The sequence below is a fragment of the Fusobacterium perfoetens genome, assembly GCF_021531475.1.
In the GTDB taxonomy this organism is placed as follows: Bacteria; Fusobacteriota; Fusobacteriia; order Fusobacteriales; family Fusobacteriaceae; genus Fusobacterium_B.
In genome coordinates, this window is sequence record NZ_JADYTX010000002.1 from 35,861 (window position 1) to 52,606 (window position 16,746).

Below are 16,746 nucleotides of genomic sequence, written 5' to 3' on the forward strand. Positions count from 1 at the left end.
TTTCGGGGATTTGTGATATAATCTATATGTAAGTTTTAAGGAGGAAATATGGATAGATTAAAAAAACAAATAGATTTTTTGATAGAAATTGATAAACTTAAGGGGATACTTCGTCAAAGTCTTGTATTAGACGGAACAAGACGTGAGAATGACACAGAACACTCTTGGCATATGGCAACGTCAGCTTTTATCCTAAGAGAGTATTACAAAAAAGATGTGGATATGGAAAGAGTAATAAAAATGGTACTTATCCACGACGTTGTAGAGATTTTAGCAGGAGATACTCCAGCTTATAGCGACTACTCAGCAGAAGAAAAATATCAAAAAGAAGTGGCTAGTGCAAAAGAAACTTTTGGAATTTTACCAGATGACCAAAGAGAAGAATATATTGCTCTTTGGAATGAGTTTGAGGATATGGAAACAGATGAGTCAAAATTTGCTAATGCTTGTGATAGATTTCAAGGATTTATCCAAAACGTTACAAGTGATGCTCACACTTGGAGAAAATTCAGTCCTAAAAAAAGAAGAATTCTAAAAAGAATGAGACCTATAATAGAATATATGCCAGAAGTTTATAATGGATATATCAAAGACTACTTACAAAAATATATTGACTTAGGTGTTGTAGAAGATGATTTTCCTATAAAAGCTGTGGTTACAGATATGGACGGAACTTTTTTAGCAACAGATAAAAGCATAAGTGATGAAAATAGAGAGGTAGTTGCAAAAGTAATAGACAAAGGTTTAGAATTTGTAGTGGCATCAGGTAGAGATTCTGTAAGCATAAAAGAACTTGTAAAAGATATTTCTGGAATAAAATATATAATCAGTCTAAATGGTGCAAGAGTTTATAAAAATGATGAGATTATATATGAGGCATCTATTGATGAAGACGTATCTTATGATATCCTTTCAAAAGCCAGTGAGATAAATCTTGAGTATAGTGCCACTGGAGAAAAAAATATCTATTATTCACAACTTGATTTAGAATATAAAAATATTATAAATAATCCAAACTCAGGATTAAATTTTATATGTGACAAAGAAAAGAAAAATATATTAAAAGATAAATATCAAAAACTTGTATTCTACAATGATAAAGAAAAATTTAAAGTTTTAAGAGATTATGTAAACGAAAAATATTCAGACAAGGTAAATATATTTGATTCTGGAGATAGAATAATGGATATTGTATCAAAAGAAACAAACAAAGGAAAAGGACTTAGAATAGTGGCTGAGGATATGGGAATAGCCTTAGATGAAATCATAGCTTTTGGAGATAATGAAAATGACCTTTCAATGTTAGAAGAGGTTATCTATTCTGTAGCTATGGGAAATAGTTTGGATATAGTCAAAGAAAAAGTTAGATATGTTGGAAAAACTAATAATGAGAGCGGAGTGGCTAAATTTTTAAATTTATTTTTAAAACTTGATTAGTAAAGGAGTATTATGAAATTTATTTCGTGGAACGTTAATGGTATAAGAGCTTGTATGACAAAAGGGTTTATGGATTTTTTCAAGGAAGTAGACGCAGATATATTTTGTCTTCAAGAAACAAAACTTCAAGCTGGTCAAATAGAGATGGACTTAGAAGGTTATCATCAATATTGGAACTATGCTGAGAAAAAAGGTTATTCAGGAACAGCGATTTTTACAAAAAAAGAGCCAATCAGTGTGGCTTATGGTCTTGGAATAGAGGAACACGACAAAGAGGGAAGAGTAATAACTTTAGAGTTTGATGATTTTTATTTTATAACAGTTTATACTCCAAACTCTCAAACAGAGTTAGCTAGACTTTCATACAGAATGACTTGGGAAGATGATTTTAAAAAATATCTAAAAAAATTAGAAGAGAAAAAACCAGTTATATTCTGTGGAGATTTAAACGTGGCTCACAAAGAGATAGACTTAAAAAATCCTAAGACAAATAGAAAAAATGCAGGATTTACAGATGAAGAGAGAGCTAAATTTACTGAGCTTGTAAATGATGGATTTATAGATACTTTCCGTTATTTCTATCCAGAGATGGAGGGGATCTATTCGTGGTGGTCTTATAGATTCAAAGCTAGAGAGAAAAATGCAGGGTGGAGAATAGACTATTTTATGGTATCTAGTTCTTTAAAAGATAGACTAGAAAGTGCTAAAATCCATACTGAAATCTATGGTTCAGATCATTGTCCAGTGGAGCTTGTTTTAAAATAATTAAAAAATATTAAAAAAATTATTAAAAAACTTTGCATTTTTTCTAAAATTGTGATATAGTGTACCTAACAAAAAACAAAGAGAGGGAAAAATGATGACAATTATCAGCATTATAATAATATCAATAATATGCCTAAAAAAGAATATTATAGATAGTATTGTGGTGTTGTAAAAATTGTTATTAATATAAAAATTTAATTAATAAAGGCAACCTGCAAGGGTTGCCTTTTTTTATTCAAAGATTGATAAAGTTTAGCAGGAGGGGATTTATGTACAAAAAAGTATCTACTAATTTGAATTTCGTAGAAAGAGAAAAAGAAATTGAAAAGTTTTGGGAAGAAAACAAGATTTTTGAAAAAAGCTTGGAGTTAAGAAAAGGAGATAAGACATACACTTTCTATGACGGACCACCAACAGCAAATGGAAAACCTCATATCGGTCACGTTTTAACAAGGGTTATAAAAGATATGATCCCTAGATATAGAACAATGAAAGGATATGACGTTCCTAGAAAAGCTGGTTGGGATACTCACGGTTTACCAGTAGAACTAGAAGTTGAAAAACTTTTAGGAATCAACGGAAAAGAACAAATCGAAACTTATGGTTTAGAGCCATTTATAAAAGAGTGTAAACAAAGCGTTTGGAAATATAAAGGAATGTGGGAAGATTTTTCTAAGACAGTTGGATTCTGGGCTGATATGGAAAATCCTTATGTAACTTATGATAATAACTTTATAGAGTCTGAATGGTGGGCTTTAAAACAAATCTGGGATAAAGGACTTTTATACAAAGGATTTAAAATCGTTCCTTATTGTCCAAGATGTGGAACTCCATTATCAAGTCACGAAGTAGCTCAAGGATATAAAGATGTTAAAGAAAGATCAGCAATAGTTAGATTTAAAGTAAAAAATGAAGACGCATATATTCTAGCTTGGACAACTACTCCTTGGACATTACCTTCAAACGTAGCTCTTTGTGTTAACCCTAACGAAGCTTATGTAAAAGTTAAACACGGAGAATACACTTATTATATGGCTGAAGCTTTAGTTGAAGCTGTATTAAAAGAAAATTTTGAAATTTTAGAAAGATATACTGGAAAAGATTTAGAATACAAAGAATATGAACCATTATTTGATTTTGTAAATCCAAATAAAAAATGTTGGTTTGTAACTTGTGACACTTATGTAACATTAACTGATGGTACAGGAGTAGTTCATATTGCTCCAGCTTTCGGGGAAGATGACGCCAACGTTGGAAGAAACTACGATTTACCATTTGTACAACTTGTAGACGCTAAAGGGGAAATGACAAAAGAAACTCCTTGGGCTGGAACTTTCTGTAAAAAAGCTGATAATCCAATCTTAGTTGACTTAGAAGAAAGAGGACTATTATTTGACGCTCCAAAATATGAGCATAGTTATCCACACTGCTGGAGATGTGATACACCACTTATCTATTATGCAAGAGAATCTTGGTTTATCAAAATGACAGCTGTTAAAGAAGACTTAATCAAAAATAATAATAAAATTAACTGGATTCCAAAAAGTATCGGTAAAGGACGTTTTGGAGATTGGCTAGAAAATGTACAAGATTGGGGAATCAGCCGTGACAGATATTGGGGAACTCCACTTAACGTTTGGGAATGTGAATGTGGTCACAGACACGCAATCGGAAGTATCCAAGAATTAAAAGAGATGTCACCAAACTGCCCTGAAAATATCGAACTTCATCGTCCATATATAGACGAAGTAACTATTACTTGTCCTCACTGTGGAAAACAAATGAGAAGAGTAAAAGAAGTTATCGACTGTTGGTTTGACTCTGGTTCAATGCCATTTGCTCAACATCACTATCCATTTGAAAATCAAGATTTGTTTAAACAACAATTCCCAGCTGATTTCATTTCAGAAGCTGTAGACCAAACAAGAGGTTGGTTCTATTCATTATTAGCTGTTTCAACATTGATTTTCAATGAAGCACCATATAAAAACGTAATAGTTCTTGGACACGTTCAAGATGAAAATGGACAAAAAATGTCTAAATCTAAAGGAAATGCTGTTGACCCATTTGAAGCACTAGCTACTTATGGAGCAGACGCAATTCGTTGGTATTTCTATATTAACTCAGCTCCTTGGTTACCAAATAGATTCCACGGAAAAGCAGTTCTTGAAGGACAACGTAAATTTATGTCAACTTTATGGAACACTTATGCTTTCTATGTATTATACGCTGAGATAGATAAATTTGATCCTACAAAATATACTTTAGATAAATCAAAACTTACAGTAATGGATAAATGGTTATTATCTAAATTAAACACTGTCGTAAAAGAAGTAGATGAAAACTTAGCTGATTACAAACTTCTTGAAGCTGCAAGATGTATGCAAGATTTCGTTGATGAGTTAAGTAACTGGTACGTAAGAAGAAGTAGAGAACGTTTCTGGGTACAAGAAATGACAGAAGATAAAATCACAGCTTACATGACTTTATACACAACTTTACTAACTATGGCAAAACTTGCTGCTCCAATGATTCCATTTATGACAGAAGAAATTTACCAAAATATAGTTAGACAAGTAAATCCAGATGCTCCAGAAAGTATCCATTTATGTGACTATCCAGTAGTTGATGAAACTGTAATTGATAAAGAATTAGAAGATAATATGGAAGAAGTTCTACAAATCGTAACTTTAGGAAGAGCTTGTAGAAATGCTGCTAATATTAAAAATAGACAGCCACTTGCTAACATCTATGTTCAAGCTGAAAATAAATTAAATGAACTTTATCAAAATATAGTTAAAGAAGAATTAAATATCAAAAATATTGAATTCACTGAAGATTCAGCTCAATTTACTTCTTACAAATTTAAACCACAATTAAAAACTTTAGGTCAAAGATTTGGTAAAAAAGTAAATGAAATTAGAACTCTACTTGCTGACATTGATGGAAAACAAGCTAAAAAAGATTTAGATACACTTGGATTTGTAACTTTAGTATTATCTGACGGAGAAGAAGCTAAACTTGCTGAAGCTGATCTATTAATCGAAACAGTTCAAAGCGAAGGATATGTACCTTTAACTGATAGAGGAATAACTGTAGTTCTTGATACAAACTTGACTCCTGAATTACTAGAAGAAGGATTTGTAAGAGAAGTTGTAAGTAAAATCCAAGCAATGCGTAAAGAGGCAGATTTCAATATCACAGACCATATTCAACTATTTGTAGCTGAAAATGATAAGATAAAAGAAATCGTTTCAAGAAACGCAGAAGCAATTAAATATGATACTTTAACAGACGAAGTTGTATTTGATACTGTTGATGGATTCGTTCAAGATGTAAATATCAACGGAGAAAAAGTTAAATTTGGAATTAAAGTAAAATAATAAAATGATTTTTTGATAGGTTGCTATAAAAGGCAACCTATTTTTTAATTTTTTATAATAAAACAAAAAAAGAAAAAAGGCTCAGTATTTAAACTGAACCTTTTGGTGATTAAGCTATATCCGAGAATTATTCTCCTGCTGATATTGCTCCAACTGGACATCCACCAGCACAAGCTCCACAGTCAACGCAAGCGTCTCCTATAGTGAATTTTCCGTTATCGTTAGCTGATATTGCTCCAACTGGGCAAGTTCCTTCACAAGCTCCGCATCCAACACAAGTATCTTGATCTATTACGTGCATTTTCATTCCTCCTATTTTTTCTTTTAAAAAATTTTATTTTTTTACTAGTGATATGTTTAGTATACATTAACTTTTATTTTTTGTCAAGAGTTTTTTTGAAAAAATGTGTTAATATGAAACAAGAAAGTTTTGAGGGGCAAAATATTTTTAAGAGTTTATTTTCAGAGGTTAAAAATTAATATTAAAAAAATTATCTACAGAAAAAATATTTTATTTTATAGAAAAATACGAAAATAATACAGTAAAGAGCTATCTAATAAATAATTGATATATTTTTACCTTTGTTATATAATAGAATTATTAAAATTAAAAAAGTAAGGTGAATTATGGGAAAAAATATAGTTTCTTTAATAATTTTTGATACAGAAACAAATGGCTTAACAATAGATGATTCTGTCCTTTCCATTTCTGCTGTAAAAGTTTTTTATGATTTGGAAAATGAGAGATTTTTAAAAGATTTTGAAGAGTATGATAGGTATTATTATATCCGTGAGGGAGAGGAAGAAAACGAGGGAGCTATCAGTGTAAATGGGCTTAATCGAGATGAGATAACAAAAAGAAGAGGGGAAAATTGTCAATATCCAAAATATTTTTACGAAGATATAAAAAGTTTTGAAAGATTTTGTGATGGTGCGAGACATTTTATAGGGCATAATATAAAATTTGATTTAAAATATATTGAGGGGCATATGAATATTGAAAATACTTTTGATACTATGTACACTAACAAATATGTTTTGAAACTACCCTCAAATTATGGATATAAAAATCCAAAACTATCTGAAACAGCAGATTATTACCAAATTGATGTAGGACAATATAGTTTTCACTCAAGTCTTGATGATGTCAAAGTAACAGCAAAGATTTTTAGACTGATGTGCAAGAATAAAAATAAAAACGCAATGGAATTTTTAAGAAAATAAAAAGGTAAATTTATGAATATAGAAGCTTTAAAAATTTTAAAAAAAATATATGGTTATGACTCTTTTAGAAAGGGACAGAACTATATAATAAAAAGTATTCTTTCTAAAAGAGATACTTTGGGAGTGATGTCAACAGGTGGGGGAAAATCTATCTGTTATCAAATCCCAGCTCTTATGTCAGAGGGGATTGCTGTGGTTATATCTCCGCTTATCTCTTTGATGAAAGACCAAGTGGATAGTTTGAAAATTCTTGGGATAAATGGTGTATATGTAAATTCAACTCTCACAAGGGAAGAGTATAAGAAAGTTGTAGGAGAGTTAAGAAGTGGAAAAGTAAAACTTTTGTATTTGTCCCCTGAAAGAATTGTAAATGAAAAATTTATAAACTTTATGAAAACTTTAAATCTTTCTTTTATTGCTGTTGATGAGGCGCACTGTATCTCACAGTGGGGACACGATTTTAGAAAGAGCTATTTAGAAATCCCTAAATTTGTAAAAGGGATAGGGAAAAAACTTCCAATCCTTGCCTTAACTGCTACAGCCACTCCAAGAGTGATGAAAGATATAGAAAATCTTTTGGAGATGACAAATACTTACAAATATGTTGATGGTTTTGATAGAGAAAATCTATTTTTTAAAGTGGAAAAAATAAGCGAGTCTGTTATAAAAAATTCAGAAGTTTATATCAGTAAATATATAAGAAAACATAAAAATATGTCTGGGATAGTTTATGCAAGTACTAGAAAAGAGGTAGACGGGCTTTATAGTTATTTAAAAGATATAAAAAATTATAGTGTTGGAAAATATCACGCAGGTCTTACAAAGGAAGAGAGAACTGAGGCACAGGAGAAATTTTTAAAAGATGATATTAAGATTATGATAGCTACTAATGCTTTTGGTATGGGGATTGATAAATCCAACGTTAGATATGTAATCCATAAAAATATACCAAAGGATTTGGAAAGTTATTATCAAGAGGCTGGTCGTGCTGGAAGAGATGGATTACCAAGTGAGGCAATTTTGCTTTTTGATGAAAAAGATATTGCCACACAGGATTTTTTTATAGATAATAACGACGAGCTAGATGATGTTCAAAGAAAAATAAAACGGGAAAAATTAGATGAGATGGTGAGATACGCCAATCTTACAAGTTGCTATAGGGAGTTTATTCTGAAATATTTTGGAGATAAGAGAATAAAAAATTATTGTGGTAACTGTGGAAATTGTAGAAATGCAAAAGATGTGGAAGATTTAACAATAGAAACAAAAATGGTTATCTCCTGCATAGGCAGAGCCAAAGAAAAAATTGGTATCTCTACTCTTGTTAATATTTTACTTGGAAAAGCTGATACTAAAATAGAGAGAAAAGGTCTGAGAGAACTTTCAACATTTGGTATAATGAAAGATAGAAATCAAGAGTGGCTAGAGGAGTTTATAAACTTTTTGATTTTAGAAAATTATATAGAGCTAACAGCAGGAAGTTATCCAACAGTCCAACTGAATAAAAACTCCTATGAAGTTTTAAAGGATATTAAAAAAATCCAAAGAAAATTAAATGAGGTTGTTACTTTTGATTACTACGAAAATAATCTTTTCCAAAAACTAAATGGTCTTAGAAAGAAAATAAGTGAAAAGGAAAATGTAGCTCCATATATAATTTTTTCTGATATGACTTTATTTGAAATGGCTGAGAAAAAACCTAAAAATCGTTGGGAAATGTTAAAGATAAAAGGTGTGGGAAATCAAAAGTTTAAAAATTATGGAGAGGATTTTTTAAATATTATAAATGAGTTTTCTGAGGAAGATTTGGAAAAATTAAAAATAGAAAATATTATAGATGAAGAATATTTAGAGATAAGTAAAATAGAGAACTTAAAGAGAGAATTAAACTTAAATATGAACACTCAAAAATTAAAAGATATAATTATTAAAAATTTATTTTTATAAAAAATAAACTTTTTTTAAAGAAATGTAGTCTATATGGTATAACGATGAATAAAAATTGTTATAATAAATTTCTCTCCCCAAAAGAAATATATAAAAATCCACTTTTCTATATATGAAGAGTGGATTTTTATTTTACTATTAAGTTACTAAAAAATTAAAATAATTTCTTGATTATTTATAAAAAATATTATAAAATTATATGCTAAATTATAATTTTAAGGGGGATTTTATGAAATTTTTACCTATCGGTCTTTTATTTGTTTCAAATATTTTTATGTCATTTGCCTGGTATGGACATCTAAAAAATACAGGAAGTGCTTTATGGTTTGCCATAGTTTCTAGCTGGGCAATAGCATTCTTTGAATATTGTTTCTCTATTCCAGCTAATAGAATAGGTTCTCAATATTTCACAGTGGCTCAATTAAAAATAATACAAGAAGTTGTCACTTTAGTTGTATTTTCTGGATTTTCAGTTTTATATCTTAAACAAGAGTTTAAATTAAATTATATCTATGCTTTTATCTGTCTTATAGGTGCAGTATACTTTATGTTTAAAAAATAAATATAAAAAAATAAGGAGTTGTCGTTTGACAACTCCTTGTTCTTTAAATAAGAAACTATTTAGCTTGGTTTTCTTCTTCAGCTATAAGTCTGTTGATTTCATCTATTACGATATCAGCGTTTAATCCGTGAGATTCGATACCTTCTCCTAAAGTTTCTCCAGCTGCTACCATACATCCGATACATCCTAAACCATATTTTCTAAATACCATTCCTACTACTGGATATTGTCTTGCAACTTCAAGTATGTTACTATCTCTTGTTACCATATATAATCACTCCTTAGTTTAAAATAAATTTTTTCACTGTTATTATACTAGATTTTTCTTTCGTTGTCAATAAAATAAGAGATTAAATATTTTAGTCTACAAAACTATTTTTTTATAAGTATATTTTTAAAATCAAATTTTTCTAAAATATATATTTATCTTCCTACAACGTTTAAAAGGTCGTGGACTCTTACAATTCCCACAAGTTCTCCATTTTTCATAACAGGAAGTACAGAGATTTGGTTTTCTCTATTTTCCATAAGATCAAGAGCTTCTATTGCCATTATACTTTCTTCAGCATAAGTGAAATTCTTTGTCATTATATCTTGAGCTTTCATTTTGAAAAATTCTTCTTTTTTAGATAGAGCTCTTCTTAGATCTCCCTCTGTTATTATTCCTACCATTTTGTTATGCTCATTCATAACACAAACTGCTCCAAGTCTTTTTTTAGTCATATTAAGAATAAGCTCATCAACCGATGAAATATCTTTTACAAGAGGAAGACTATCTCCAGAGTGCATAACATCTCTAACTTTCATAAGAAGTCTTCTTCCTAAAGTTCCACCGGGGTGATAAACAGCAAAATTTTCAGGTTTAAAATTTCTTCTAGCTATTAAAATAGCAGCTAGAGCATCCCCCATTACAAGAGTAGAAGTAGATGATGCCATTGGAGCAAGATTTAAAGGACAACCCTCTTTTTCAATTCCAATATTTAAAATATATTTTGCCTCTCTTCCAAGAGGAGATTTTTCATTTCCTGTCATAGCTATAAGAGTAGCACCTATTCTTTTTATAGATGGAATAAGTGATAAGACTTCTTCACTGTTTCCACTGTTTGATATAGCAATAACCACATCTTCTTCACAGATCATTCCTAAATCTCCGTGTAATCCTTCAGCAGAGTTCATAAATATTGCGTGTGTTCCTGTTGAGGCAAGAGTTGCGGCGATTTTTTTTCCAATAAGTCCAGATTTTCCAATTCCTGTTATTACAACTTTACCCTTTGAATTAAGAATCAATTCAACCACATTTTCTATACTTTCATTTATTTTATCTCTAACCTTTATAAGTTCTTCTATCTCTGAATCGAATAATTTTTTTGCAATTTCTACTGTATTCATCTAAACATCTCCTTTAAAAATATTCTTACAATCACATTATACCACTTTATACAAATAAAAAAAACTACCTTTATTAAAATTAATAAAGATAGTTTTGATAATTATTTTATATTTTCAAAATATTTAAAAAGTCTTTCTCTTTCAGTTTCTAAATCTTTGATAAGTCCTTCGATTATTTCTAGAGCAGATTCTCTTTTTGTAACCATAGATGCAACTTGTCCAGCCATTACGCTTCCTTCTTTTACATCTCCATCGATAGCAGCAAGTCTTAATTTTCCAGTTCCTTTAGCTTCTAAATCTTCTACACTTGCTCCATGTTTTTCCATTTCAAGAAGTTCTTTTGCTAATTTATTTTCAATTACTCTAACAGGGTGTCCAGTGTAATTTCCAGTTGCAACAGTTGATCTGTCTTTAGCTTTTATTATAGCTTCTTTGTAGTTGTCGTGAACTGTACATTCGTCAGCAACTATAAATTTAGTTCCAACTTGTACTCCTTCAGCTCCAAGAGCGAAAGCAGCTAGGAATTGTTTTCCTCCTCCAACTCCTCCAGCTAAGATAACAGGGATTGATACAGCTTCGGCTATTTGTGGAGTAAGAGCCATTGTTGTGATTTCTCCAATATGTCCTCCAGCTTCTAATCCTTCAGCAACTAAAGCGTCAGCACCGATTTTTTCCATTCTTTTTGCAAGAGCCACAGAAGAAACAACAGGTATAACTTTTATTCCAGCTCCTTTTAATTTTTCCATATATACTCCAGGGTTTCCAGCTCCAGTAGTTACTACTTTTACTCCCTCTTCTATACAAACATCTATTTGTTCAGCCACGTTTGGCATCATTAGCATTAGGTTAACTCCAAATGGATTTTCAGTTATCTCTTTAGCTTTTTTTATCTCTTTACGAAGAATATCAACAGGCATACCTCCACCAGCGATTATTCCTAATCCTCCAACTTTTGAAACGTGTCCAGCTAAATTTCCATCAGCTATCCAAGCCATAGCCCCTTGAAAAATAGGATATTTTATTCCTAATAATTGACAAACTCTATTATTTTTCATTTAACCTCCTATGGTTCTCTAAAGTATTTTCTCTGTGATTATATCATTTTTTTTAAATTTCTTCAAATTTTTCCTAAAACTAATAACTAAACTTTTCATCTATATAAGTATCAAAAATTTCTTTTGGTCTAAGAGATTTTCTAAGTTCTAAGAATTTGTTTAGTCTTTCTTCTGAGCTGTTTATAATAAGTTCTTCAGGATAGTCAACTTCTTCAATAATTTTTCTAGCTAAGTCTGTATGTCCTACCAAACGACAATAGTGAGAGTCAGTATTAACAGTTATAAAGCAACCGTATTTTTTAGCGATTCTTGCTACCTCGCTACATCTTTCATAAGAACCAATTCTTGTTCCTCCTAGAGAGCTATTATTTATTTCCAAAGCCACGTTACATTCTTTTGCAACTTTTATAACTTCTTCAAAATCTATAGGAAACTCTTTATTTCCTGGGTGAACTAAAATATCTATTTTTTGAGATTTTATAATATTGATAGCGGATTTTGTATTTTTTTCTATTGGTTGGTATTTATGATATTCTCTACAACCGTGGAAACCACAAAGTATAATATCAAGATGTTGATAGATAGCTTGATTTATATCAAATTCTCCATTTTCTCCAATTATATTTGCCTCAACTCCTTTTAAAACTCTTACTCCTTTGATAACGTTTGGAAGAACTCTTATATTTAAAAGTTGCCACCAGTGAGGAGTATCCAAAAGAGCAGGACCGTGGTTTGTAATAGCTATTACTTTCATACCTTTTTCAGCAGCATAAGTAACATTTTCTTCGATTGTGCTAAAAGCGTGAGGATTAGTATTACTATGTACGTGCAAATCTATTTGATAATCCATAAAAATTTTTTGTGTATTACTACACCCTCCTTTATAAAAAATATTTTCTAAGAATATTATATCATATTTTTTCGATACTTATATATTTTATTAAGAAAATAATTTTACTTTTTTATCATCACAATGGTATAATATAATGTAAAATTAAAAATGGAGGTAAAAAATTAATGTTAAATATATTTAATGTAAGAGTATATGGATTAGAAGAAAGTGCAAAAGCTAGTGGTTATCCAATGATTAGTGGAATGATACCAGCTTATGACGATGATATTTGTGAGCTTTCTGAAAAAGATATAAAAAGAATAGAAAAATTAGGAAATGCAATCCCAGCTAGTGGACACGATTGTTTTTTAAAAGGGATAACAGTACAATTTGATATTACATACCCTAACTATTGGACTCCACAATTCCAAAGATACCACTTTGCAGATATAGTAAGTTCAACTTCTAAAATGCACAGAATAACTAAAATGAATTTAAAAGAAACTTGTAATAAATATGTAGATGATGTTGTTATAGAAAATCTTCAAAAATGGGTAGATATTTATAACTCTTTTGAAGCTGGAGAGGAAACAAAAAAAGTTGGAGATAAAGAATACACTCAATATGAAATCTTTATGAAAATAATTTCTAACGCTCCATTAGGTCTTGAACAAACAATGAGAGTTACAACAAACTATCTTCAATTAAAAACTATTTACAATCAAAGAAGACATCACAAACTTAAGGAAGATTGGGGAGCTTTCTGTGATTGGTGCTTAACTCTACCAAGATTTAAAGAGCTTTGCTTAAATAGATAAGAGAATTAGGGCTGTCGTTTTGGACAGCTCTTTTGTTTCAATGTATAAATGTATATATATTTTTTTAATAATTAATTTATTTAATAGTATACTTAAAAGTAGATATTATTAATTAAAACTTTCTAATAAAAAAGATAGGGGTAAGATTTGTTTTTATTTTTTTGGGAAAAAATTAGAAAAAGTTGGTTAAAAAATCAAAAAAATTTAAAAAAATTAAAAAATATATATGAAATATATAATTTATGTGATAGAATGTATTGTAAAATAAAATTTTTAATATATATTTTCAATATATTAGGAGGAAAGATGGATTTACATTATCTAAAAATTTTCTATGAAGTTGCCAAGGAAAAAAGTTTCACAAAGGCAGCTACTAAACTGTATATCAATCAGTCTGCAGTTTCTATTCAAATTAAAAAATTTGAAGAACTATTAAATGCGAAATTATTCGATAGAAGTTCTAAGAAAATAAGACTTACTTATACAGGAGAGGCTCTTTATAGAATGGCTGAGGATATTTTTAACAAAGTCCAAAGAGCTGAAAAAGAGATAAATAGAATTATAAAACTTGGAAAGGCAAAAATAATTATAGGTTCTACTTCAATTATAGGTGACCCATTACTTCCAAAATTAATGAAAGAGTTTAGTGAAGAATACCCAGAGATTGAGTATGAAATTCAAATTTCTGATAAGCCAACACTTTTAAAAACTCTTAAAGAGGGAGGAATAGATATCGCTTTAGTTGACGAAGAGCATATTGTTGACCCTAATCTTGATATTATCACAGTTGAAAAAGTTCCATACTATTTAATAACTGGTGATGAAAATATAAATATTACAAATGTTGCTGATTATCCTCTAATCAGTAGAAATAATGTTCCAAATAACTTAAAGGCTATTAATTTCCTTGAAGAAAAATATCAAATTAATTTTGATAATAGAATTATAGTTCAAGGAAGTTTACAAATAATAAAAGGAATGGTAAAAAATAAACTTGCCAATGTAATTTTACCTTATTATGCTATTGATAAAGAGATAAAAAATGGTGAGTTTAAAGTTATTGAAGAGATTGTAGATGTAAAAGATGGATATCAAGTTATAGTGACAAAGGATAAAAATACTTTAGTTCCTATTATTAAATTCTTAAACTTTATATCTAGCTACAAATTATTAAAATAGAGGAGGGGCAATGAATCTTATAGAGTCTTATAAAACTGAACTAGAACTTTTAAAAAGTTTTATAGAACAAGAAGAAAAAGAAAAAATGACAGAAAAAGTTGCAAGTGAATTAGCTAAAGCTTTTTCTAATGGAAATAAAGTTTTAATCTGTGGAAATGGTGGAAGTAATAGTGACGCACTTCATTTTGCAGAGGAGTTTACAGGAAAATTTAGAAAAGAAAGACGTGCTTTACCAGCTATCGCTATATCAGAGTCTTCTCATATTACTTGTGTTGGTAATGATTATGGATTTGATTATATTTTCTCAAAAGGTGTTGAGGCTTTTGGAAAAGAGGGAGATTTATTTATAGGTTTATCTACTAGTGGAAACTCTTCTAACGTAATAAAAGCAGTTGAGATGGCAAAATCTCTAGGAATGAAAACAGTGGGACTTCTTGGAAAAGACGGAGGAAAGTTAAAAGGACTTTGTGACTTTGAATTTGTTATTCCAGGGGAAACTTCTGATAGAATCCAAGAGATTCATATGATGATTTTACATATAATTATCGAAGGTGTTGAAAGAATAATGTTCCCTGAAAACTACTAATTTTAGGAGTTGATTTTATGAAAAAACTGATACTTGGATTTTTTATTCTGTTACAAACTATTATTTTTTCTGATGAAAATATTGGATATATCTCCTCTTTTAATATTTTAAGATTGGGAGCCAATGAAAAAAATTATAAAGAGGTTGGAAAAATCTTAAGCAGTTTTGACATTGTAGGTTTAGAAGAGGTATTTTCTGAGGCTGGAGTTCAAAAAGTAGTAGATGAACTAGAAAAAGTTACTAGTGTAGATTGGGATTATCATATGACTTCTTACCCTGTTGGAACTAAAAAATATAAAGAACATTATGCTTATGTATTTAGAACTGACAGAGTAAAATTTTTAAAATCTCGTGGATATTTTAAAGATAGACAAAATGATTTCATAAGAGAACCTTATGGAGCTGATTTTAAAATAGGTAATATGGACTTTACTTTTGTTCTTTTACACTCTATCTATGGAGATAAAAAAAGTTTTAGGGTGGCTGAGGCTAACTCTTTGAGAAAAGTTTATGATTATTTTCAAGATATGGATAAAGAAGAGAATGATATTATAATAGGTGGAGATTTTAATCTATCTGTTAGAGATAACGGTTTTAAAAATCTTCTTTCTCACGAGGATAAAATTATCTATTGTATCTCTCCAAATCTTAAGACTACAATAGGAACAAAAGGACTTGCAAATCAATACGATAATATTTTTATATCAAAATATACAAGTGAGTTTACAGGAAATAGTGGAACTTTAGATTTTACAAGAAAAAATTATAAAAAAGCGAGAAAAGAAGTATCAGATCATCTTCCTATTTTTATAGAAGTGAATATTTCAAAAGATGATGATTAAGTAACAAAGAGATTGTTGTGAAAGCAACAACCTCTTTATTTTTATATTTTAGAATGGAGTTTATATGGAAAAAAGAGCTTTTGTTTTTTTTAATGGGGTTATGGACTGGGAAAATTCTTATTATAAAAAACTTTTAGAAAATGAGAAAAACATTTACTGTGCTGACGGTGGTACAAAATATGCTTTGGATATGGGAGTTGTACCTTTAGAGATTTGGGGAGATTTGGACTCTTTGGACAAGTCTTATATAGAAAAAGCTAAAGAATTAAATGTAAAAATTTTAAAATTTAATGCAGATAAAGATTTTACAGATGGAGAACTTATAGTAAAATATCTTTCTGAAAAAGGTTTTGATAAGATTTATATTTTAGGAGGACTTGGAGGAAGAACAGACCATTTCCTAACAAATCTTAATATTGTTTTTAAATATGATAATATTATTTTTCTTGATGAAAAGGAGATTATTTTTAGAGTAGAAGATGGAATGGAGATAAAAAATAGAAAAAATCATACTATATCTTTTATCCCAATGAGCAGTGAAGTAAATAATATTTATCTTGAGGGATTTAAGTATCCTCTTAATGGATATAATCTAAAACTTGGAGAAAGTATATGTAACAGTAATATAATTGTAGAAGACTTGGCAAAGGTAAAATTTTCTTCAGGAAAACTACTGGGAGTATTACAAAAATTTTAACTTTTTAATTTGATTTTTATTGATAACTAT

16 protein-coding genes are annotated in these 16,746 nt (G+C 29.6%); 11 read left to right on the forward strand and 5 right to left on the reverse strand.

All coding sequences use genetic code 11. The features are described from left to right. Nucleotides 1-48 precede the first annotated feature (48 nt). The 3 genes from I6E15_RS00835 to ileS all read left to right on the forward strand — a co-directional run bounded on the left by I6E15_RS00835 (nt 49) and on the right by ileS (nt 5,585). Nucleotides 49-1,437: a Cof-type HAD-IIB family hydrolase gene (locus tag I6E15_RS00835; protein WP_235243466.1), complete on the forward strand. Its 1,389-nt coding sequence runs from the start codon at nt 49-51 to the stop codon at nt 1,435-1,437. A 12-nt stretch (nt 1,438-1,449) separates the two neighbouring features. Next, nucleotides 1,450-2,202 (forward strand): exodeoxyribonuclease III, encoded by a 753-nt coding sequence (gene xth, locus I6E15_RS00840; protein WP_235243468.1) that lies wholly within the window; start codon nt 1,450-1,452, stop codon nt 2,200-2,202. 269 nt (nt 2,203-2,471) lie between these two features. Further along, complete coding sequence (gene ileS / locus I6E15_RS00845) at nt 2,472-5,585, forward strand: isoleucine--tRNA ligase (RefSeq protein WP_235243470.1); 3,114 nt, start codon at nt 2,472-2,474, stop codon at nt 5,583-5,585. A 127-nt stretch (nt 5,586-5,712) separates the two neighbouring features. Here ileS and I6E15_RS00850 read toward each other — a convergent pair whose 3' ends face one another. Then, nucleotides 5,713-5,886, reverse strand: coding sequence for a 4Fe-4S binding protein (locus I6E15_RS00850; RefSeq protein WP_177161108.1), 174 nt, complete (start codon nt 5,884-5,886; stop codon nt 5,713-5,715). 326 nt (nt 5,887-6,212) lie between these two features. Between I6E15_RS00850 and I6E15_RS00855 the strand changes: the two genes are divergently transcribed. The 3 genes from I6E15_RS00855 (at nt 6,213) to I6E15_RS00865 (ending at nt 9,318) form a co-directional block, all read left to right on the forward strand. After that, on the forward strand, nt 6,213-6,809 hold the full coding sequence (locus I6E15_RS00855) for a 3'-5' exonuclease (RefSeq protein WP_235243472.1): 597 nt from the start codon (nt 6,213-6,215) through the stop codon (nt 6,807-6,809). Nucleotides 6,810-6,821: 12 nt separating this feature from the next. Beyond that, entirely contained in the window at nt 6,822-8,756 is a 1,935-nt protein-coding gene (gene recQ, locus I6E15_RS00860; protein ID WP_235243473.1) for a DNA helicase RecQ, read from the forward strand. Nucleotides 8,757-8,985: 229 nt separating this feature from the next. Then, nucleotides 8,986-9,318, forward strand: a complete 333-nt coding sequence (locus I6E15_RS00865) for a DMT family protein (protein WP_235243475.1) — start codon at nt 8,986-8,988, stop codon at nt 9,316-9,318. A gap of 55 nt (nt 9,319-9,373) precedes the next feature. On the opposite strand, the gene I6E15_RS00870 is transcribed toward I6E15_RS00865, so the two are convergent. The 4 genes from I6E15_RS00870 to I6E15_RS00885 all read right to left on the reverse strand — a co-directional run bounded on the left by I6E15_RS00870 (nt 9,374) and on the right by I6E15_RS00885 (nt 12,612). After that, a complete protein-coding gene (locus I6E15_RS00870) occupies nt 9,374-9,586 on the reverse strand; it encodes a DUF1858 domain-containing protein (RefSeq protein ID WP_177162399.1) in 213 nt (70 codons plus the stop codon). A gap of 155 nt (nt 9,587-9,741) precedes the next feature. Then, nucleotides 9,742-10,707, reverse strand: a complete 966-nt coding sequence (locus I6E15_RS00875; protein WP_177162398.1) for a KpsF/GutQ family sugar-phosphate isomerase — start codon at nt 10,705-10,707, stop codon at nt 9,742-9,744. 101 nt (nt 10,708-10,808) lie between these two features. Further along, nucleotides 10,809-11,762: a nitronate monooxygenase gene (locus I6E15_RS00880; protein ID WP_235243477.1), complete on the reverse strand. Its 954-nt coding sequence runs from the start codon at nt 11,760-11,762 to the stop codon at nt 10,809-10,811. Between the two features lie 79 nt (nt 11,763-11,841). Further along, nucleotides 11,842-12,612: a phosphatase gene (locus I6E15_RS00885; protein ID WP_235243479.1), complete on the reverse strand. Its 771-nt coding sequence runs from the start codon at nt 12,610-12,612 to the stop codon at nt 11,842-11,844. Between the two features lie 167 nt (nt 12,613-12,779). Here I6E15_RS00885 and I6E15_RS00890 point away from each other — a divergent pair, with 167 nt between their 5' ends. The 5 genes from I6E15_RS00890 to I6E15_RS00910 all read left to right on the forward strand — a co-directional run bounded on the left by I6E15_RS00890 (nt 12,780) and on the right by I6E15_RS00910 (nt 16,716). Continuing rightward, a complete protein-coding gene (locus tag I6E15_RS00890) occupies nt 12,780-13,412 on the forward strand; it encodes a hypothetical protein (protein WP_235243481.1) in 633 nt (210 codons plus the stop codon). Between the two features lie 306 nt (nt 13,413-13,718). Next, on the forward strand, nt 13,719-14,591 hold the full coding sequence (locus I6E15_RS00895) for a LysR family transcriptional regulator (RefSeq protein ID WP_177160866.1): 873 nt from the start codon (nt 13,719-13,721) through the stop codon (nt 14,589-14,591). 10 nt (nt 14,592-14,601) lie between these two features. After that, nucleotides 14,602-15,177, forward strand: a complete 576-nt coding sequence (gene gmhA, locus I6E15_RS00900; RefSeq protein WP_235243482.1) for a D-sedoheptulose 7-phosphate isomerase — start codon at nt 14,602-14,604, stop codon at nt 15,175-15,177. 17 nt (nt 15,178-15,194) lie between these two features. Further along, complete coding sequence (locus tag I6E15_RS00905) at nt 15,195-16,019, forward strand: endonuclease/exonuclease/phosphatase family protein (RefSeq protein ID WP_235243483.1); 825 nt, start codon at nt 15,195-15,197, stop codon at nt 16,017-16,019. A 64-nt stretch (nt 16,020-16,083) separates the two neighbouring features. Next, nucleotides 16,084-16,716 (forward strand): thiamine diphosphokinase, encoded by a 633-nt coding sequence (locus tag I6E15_RS00910; protein ID WP_235243484.1) that lies wholly within the window; start codon nt 16,084-16,086, stop codon nt 16,714-16,716. The last annotated feature ends 30 nt before the right edge of the window (nt 16,717-16,746 follow it).